The 5,820-nt window shown below is 51.9% G+C and carries 4 protein-coding genes; 3 read left to right on the top strand and 1 reads right to left on the bottom strand.

The genetic code is table 11. The annotated features are described in order from the left end of the window. On the bottom strand, positions 1-1,585 hold a 1,585-nt coding region (locus tag L691_RS0102845; protein WP_025688650.1), incomplete at its 3' end, for an oxidoreductase. A gap of 139 nt (positions 1,586-1,724) precedes the next feature. Between L691_RS0102845 and L691_RS0102840 the strand changes: the two genes are divergently transcribed. The 3 genes from L691_RS0102840 to katA all read left to right on the top strand — a co-directional run. After that, positions 1,725-2,636: a LysR family transcriptional regulator gene (locus L691_RS0102840; RefSeq protein WP_025688649.1), complete on the top strand. Its 912-nt coding sequence runs from the start codon at positions 1,725-1,727 to the stop codon at positions 2,634-2,636. 253 nt (positions 2,637-2,889) lie between these two features. Then, positions 2,890-4,506, top strand: a complete 1,617-nt coding sequence (glgP, locus tag L691_RS0102835) for an alpha-glucan family phosphorylase (protein WP_025688648.1) — start codon at positions 2,890-2,892, stop codon at positions 4,504-4,506. Between the two features lie 212 nt (positions 4,507-4,718). Continuing rightward, positions 4,719-5,820 (top strand): catalase KatA (gene katA / locus L691_RS0102830; protein WP_025688646.1); only part of this gene is annotated, 1,102 nt, incomplete at its 3' end.

Below are 5,820 nucleotides of genomic sequence, written 5' to 3'. Positions count from 1 at the left end.
ACCCACCGCCCCCCCCGCCGATAACGACGATTTTTTTGCCTTCCAGATCCATGGCTGAGAATTCGTCGACGCGGCTCAGCAGACCGAAGATAGAGAGAATATTCTCTCCTTCCTTGTCAATATGCTCAAGCAGTCCGGCAATCGGCGGCAGGAGCGGCTTCGAACCGGTAGCATTAATAATAACATCCGGCTTGAAGTTTTCAATAAGCTGCGCGTCGGCTTTCGTATTGGTAAAGGTAATCAGGTTTTTCAGCTGCTGGCTTCTCTTTTCCAGGTAATTCGGGAAATCAACGATTCTTTTCTTATCCGGGAGCTTGGCGATTTCACGTGCAAGCCCGCCTACACGCGGTCTTTGCTCGAACAGGAATGTGGTGCAGCCCACTTCTGCAGCCGTGCAAGCCGCTTCGAGTCCGGCAGTACCGCCCCCGATGACGACAACATTGGTCTGCCGGGTTACTTTGTGCTCTTTGTAATCCTCGCCGTGAATAACTTCAGGATTGATCGTGCAGCGGATCGGACGGTTGAGCGCGATCCGGTGTCCGGCGCAGCCAATGTTGCAGGAGATGCATTTGCGAATCATCTCTTCATGTCCGGTCTGCACCTTGCCCACCCAATCCGGGTCGGCGATCAGTCCGCGGCCGATACCGATCAGGTCCGCATCGCCGTCTGCAAGTGCCTTTTCAAGTACGGCCGGATCGCGGAAGTTGCCGGTGGCAATGGTCGGCTTGCCGAACTTGTCTCTGACCGCTTTGGACAGATATGCGCGCCAGCCGTCCGGCAGATTCATTTGGTCGATCTGGTATTGCAGGGAATCGTTCAGCGCCGCCGAAACGTTAAAGATATCGACTTCATCATTCAAGAACTCGAGAATTTGCAGCGTATCCTCCAGCGTATTACCGCCCTCGATAAACTCGTCCGCGCTGAAGCGCATCATAATCGGGAAGAAAGGTCCGACTTCCTTTCTGATCCGGTCGATAACCATCCGCGCAAATCTCGCTCTGTTCTCAAAGCTGCCGCCGAACTCATCGGTCCGTTTGTTATAGACCGGCGACAGGAATTGGCAGAGAAGGTACGAGTGTCCCGCATGGATTTCAATCGCATCGAAGCCGGCGGCAACCACGCGCTTCGCTGCTTTGCCGTAATGCTCGACGATATCAAGAATCTCGTCCTTCTCCAGCGGGCGGGGGACGGCTCCCCCTGTCTTCGAAGGAATGTTAGAAGAAGATACCGGCTGGCCGCCAATCCGTTCAGGCACCGCGGAAGCTCCGGCATGGTTGATTTGCAGCGCGACGCACGCTCCGTGCTTGTGCAGCTTCTCGGTCAATCTGTACATGCCCGGAATATAGCGGTCGTGGTCGATGCGGATCTGCGTCGTTCCGTTGGAGCCCATCGGGAACTGAATACATGCATTTTCCACAATGATGAGTCCAACGCCGCCTTTTGCCCGCCGCTCGTAATATTTCATATGATCCTCAGTAAATTCACCGTTCGGATCACCGTAGTTCGTACCCATAGGCGGCATTACAATGCGATTCTTTGTCGTCATGCTTTTAACGGTCAGCGGTGAAAAAAGATGTTGATACATGTTGTCCCCTCCATAATAAGCTTGTACGTTCAAGTGAAAATCTTCACAGCTTATTATAGAGGACATGTTATTATAAATCTAATTCATATTTCAAGCTTTTTTAATAGAATATATCTATGTATAAAGGAGTGAATCCCCTATGAACTTACGTCATTTGCAGTATTTTCGGGTCATTGCCGAAACGGAACATATCACACAGGCGGCGATCAAATTATCCATTACCCAGCCAAGCCTCAGCCATGCCATATCGGAGCTTGAGAAGGAACTGGGAACTTATTTATTTGAGAAGCAGGGACGGAATATCCGGCTTACCAAGTACGGCAAGCTCTTCCTTAGCTATGTTAACCGCGCTCTGGACGAGTTGGAGAAAGGCGAGAAGAAGGTCCGCGAGCTGACCAGCCCATCCACCGGGGTGATCGACCTTGCTTTTATCTATACGCTTGGCGCTCATTTCGTACCTGCGCTGGTGCAGTCTTTTTCCTTGCTGGATGAACATAAGAAAATGTCCTTCACCTTCCATCAGGGAAACACGAAAAATATCATACAAGGTTTAAAGGACGACCAATACGATATCGCCTTCTGCTCTTATATGGAACATGAACCCGAAATCGAGTTTATTCCTTTGGCCGAGCAAGAACTGGTCGTCATCACGCCCAAGAATCATCCTTTATCTGAACTGGGCAGTATCGATCTTAAAGAAACGACTCCCTATCCTATGGTTTATTTCAACCCAAAAAGCGGCCTGCGGCCGATCATCGACAGCTTGTTCGCCAGGGTGGGCGCAAGACCAAACATCGTTTGTGAAATTGAAGAGGACACCGCCATGGCGGGTCTTGTATCAGTAGGATACGGCATTGCGGTGATGCCCCGTATCTCCGCCCTTTCCCATTTTGATGTGGATATTCTCAATATCAGCAGCCCGTCTTACGAACGCTTTATTTACGTCGCGAGCGTCCGCAACCGCTATTTATCTCCCGCCGCCACGGAGTTCCGGAATTTTGCCATCAATTATGGAAAGAAATTTTTTCTAAAAACGCATAAGCATGTCTAACCATAAAAGGCGAAAAGGCGGTTCAAGCTTAATCCTCGGTCCGCCATTTCATTTTTCGGAATCGCGTTGGGTCTTTAACCGACATCTCCACAAAAAACGTTGTTACACACACGCTGTATTTGTGCTAAAATATACCTGAAATCGTTTTCAGATAAGCGATTCATGTTTATGAGTCAAACGTTTGCATCTACGATACAGCCGCAAGAATTCGCTGCAATTCATTCTAATCCGAAGATTAGGGAGGCTTATCCGCTTGAACGAGAAGAACTTACCGTCAGTCGCTTATTTCAGCATGGAGTACGGGCTGCATTCCGATTTCAAAATGTACGCCGGGGGGCTTGGCATTCTGGCCGGTGATTACATCAAGGGTGCCAAGGATATCCATGTCCCGATCATTCCCATTGGCCTGAAATGGAAGCAGGGCTATACCGACCAAAAAATCGACGTGAACGGCAATCCGTATGACTCTTACCACAACTATGTGTACGACTTTCTCGAAGATACCGGCGTAAAAGTCACTGTCAAGATCCGCGGGTTAGACGTTATCTGCAAGGTTTGGAAGACGGAGCATTTTGGCAATAATCCGCTCTACCTGCTGGATACGGACATACCGGAGAATGCCGACGCATGGATTACAGGCCAGCTGTACGGCTGGTTCGGCGAAGAACGGATCGCCCAGGAAATCGTGCTTGGGATCGGCGGGGTAAAAGCCCTGCGGGCGCTGGAAATCCCGGTGGATGTGTATCATTTTAACGAAGGGCATGCCGCGCTGGCGGCGGTTGAACTGATCCGCGAAAAAATGGCCGGCGGCGACACCTTTGAAGAAGCCTGGAAAGCGACCCGGCAGGAGGTTGTGTTCACCACGCATACGCCGATCATGGAAGGCAACGAGTCACATCCGCTAAGCCGTTTGGAGTATATGGGCGCCTTCAACGGGCTGACCCGCAGCCAGATGGAGCGTATCGGCGGAGAGCCCTTTAACATGACCGTCGCCGGTCTGCGTCTCTCCCGCATTTCCAACGGGGTTGCCAAGCTCCATGCTGAGACCGCGAATAAAATGTGGAAGGAAGTTCCCGGCCGCTCGCCGATCATTGCCATCACCAACGCGATTCATACGCCTACTTGGGTGGACGAACGCATCACACGCGCCTACGAAGAGAACGGCGACCTGTGGGGCGCCCATGCGGAGATCAAGAGCGAACTGATCGGGTTTATCGAAGAACGTTCCGGCATCCGGCTGAATGAGGATAATCTGTTGATAGGCTTCTCCCGCAGAGCCGCCCCTTACAAACGAAGTGATCTCATCTTCTCGCGCCCCGATATCATCGAGCCCTACCTGAAATCGGGCAAAGTGCAAATCGTCTTCTCCGGCAAGGCGCATCCGCTGGACGACACCGGCAAAAAAATCGTCAGCAACCTAGTCGCCATGATGAAAAAGTATCCGAAAAGCGTCGTGTTCCTGGAGAACTACGACATGACGATTGGCGCAATGCTGACCCGCGGCTCCGACGTGTGGCTTAATAATCCGCGCAGACCGCTTGAAGCGAGCGGAACCTCTGGGATGAAGGCCGCCATGAATGGCGTGCTCAACTGCTCCATTCTGGACGGCTGGTGGCCGGAGGCCTGCATCGACGGCGAGAACGGCTGGCAGATCGGCGACGGCTTCGAGACGACCGACTTCGAGCTGCTGGACCGTCATGACAGCGAAGCGCTGTACGATACGCTTCTCGGCCGCGTCCTGCCGACTTATTACGACAACCGCGAGAAATGGACGCAAATGATGCGCATAAGCATCGAGACGACCCGCACGGAATTCGCGACCAAACGTATGCTGGAGGAGTACTACGCCAAAATGTATATCTCCTCCTGACTGTTCTCCCTCATCACCCCCGTCCGAATCGGACGGGGTCTTTAATACTACCGTATACTTTCCGCCTTTTTAACTGTCTTGCACCCTCTGCCTGCCAACTTTTTAAAAACCTTTTATAAAAAAATGATCTAAAAATATTGCTTTTTCTAAAAACACTATTTATCATGATACTTATACTAAATCTAAATTTAATCATATGAGGTGACATGTGCATGAGTTCAAACCATGACCGCTTAACGACCAGTTGGGGTGCTCCAGTAGGAGACAACCAAAATTCGCTTACCGCAGGCTCGCGAGGCCCGACCTTGATCCAAGACGTCCATCTGCTGGAAAAACTGGCTCACTTCAACAGAGAACGCATCCCGGAACGTGTCGTTCATGCCAAAGGAGCCGGAGCTCACGGATATTTTGAAGTCACTCAGGATCTTTCTCAATACACAAAGGCAGCCTTCCTCTCCCACATCGGCAAACGCACGCCCATGTTCATCCGCTTTTCCACCGTTGCCGGTGAGCTGGGCTCGGCCGATACCGTCCGCGATCCGCGCGGCTTTGCCGTCAAGTTCTACACCGAGGAAGGAAACTATGATCTGGTCGGCAACAACACGCCGGTCTTCTTCATCCGTGATGCGATTAAATTCCCGGACTTTATCCATACGCAGAAGCGCCATCCTCAGACCCATCTGAAGAATCCGACTGCCGTCTGGGATTTCTGGTCCCTATCGCCCGAGTCGCTGCATCAGGTTACCATTCTGATGTCCGACCGCGGCATTCCGGCAACGCTGCGCCATATGCACGGCTTTGGCAGCCATACGTTCAAATGGGTCAACGCCGAAGGACAAGCAGTTTGGGTGAAATACCATTTTAAAACCGAGCAGGGTATTCAGAACATGGATGTCGATGTGGCGGCCAAAATCGCCGGTGAGAATCCGGATTACCATACGGAGGACCTGTTCAACGCAATCGCAAACGGGGATTTCCCGGCATGGAAGCTGTACGTGCAGATTATGCCGATCGAAGACGCGGATACGTACCGGTTCGATCCGTTCGACGTCACCAAAGTATGGTCGCAAAAAGACTATCCGCTGATTGAGGTCGGCCGCATGGTTCTGGACCGTAATCCGGAGAACTATTTTGCCGAAGTAGAGCAGGCTACCTTCTCCCCAGGTTCCTTCGTTCCAGGCATCGAGGCTTCTCCTGACAAAATGCTTCAGGGCCGTTTGTTCGCCTATGCCGACGCCCACCGCTACCGGGTAGGCCCGAACCATAATCAGCTCCCGATCAACCGTCCGCAGTGCCCGGTGCATAACCACCAGC

It is taken from the genome of Paenibacillus zanthoxyli JH29 (genome assembly GCF_000520715.1).
Classification (GTDB): Bacteria; Bacillota; Bacilli; order Paenibacillales; family Paenibacillaceae; genus Paenibacillus_AQ; species Paenibacillus_AQ zanthoxyli.
The sequence above is the reverse complement of the archived record's forward strand: the minus strand, read 5'-3'. Positions and strand labels throughout refer to the sequence as shown.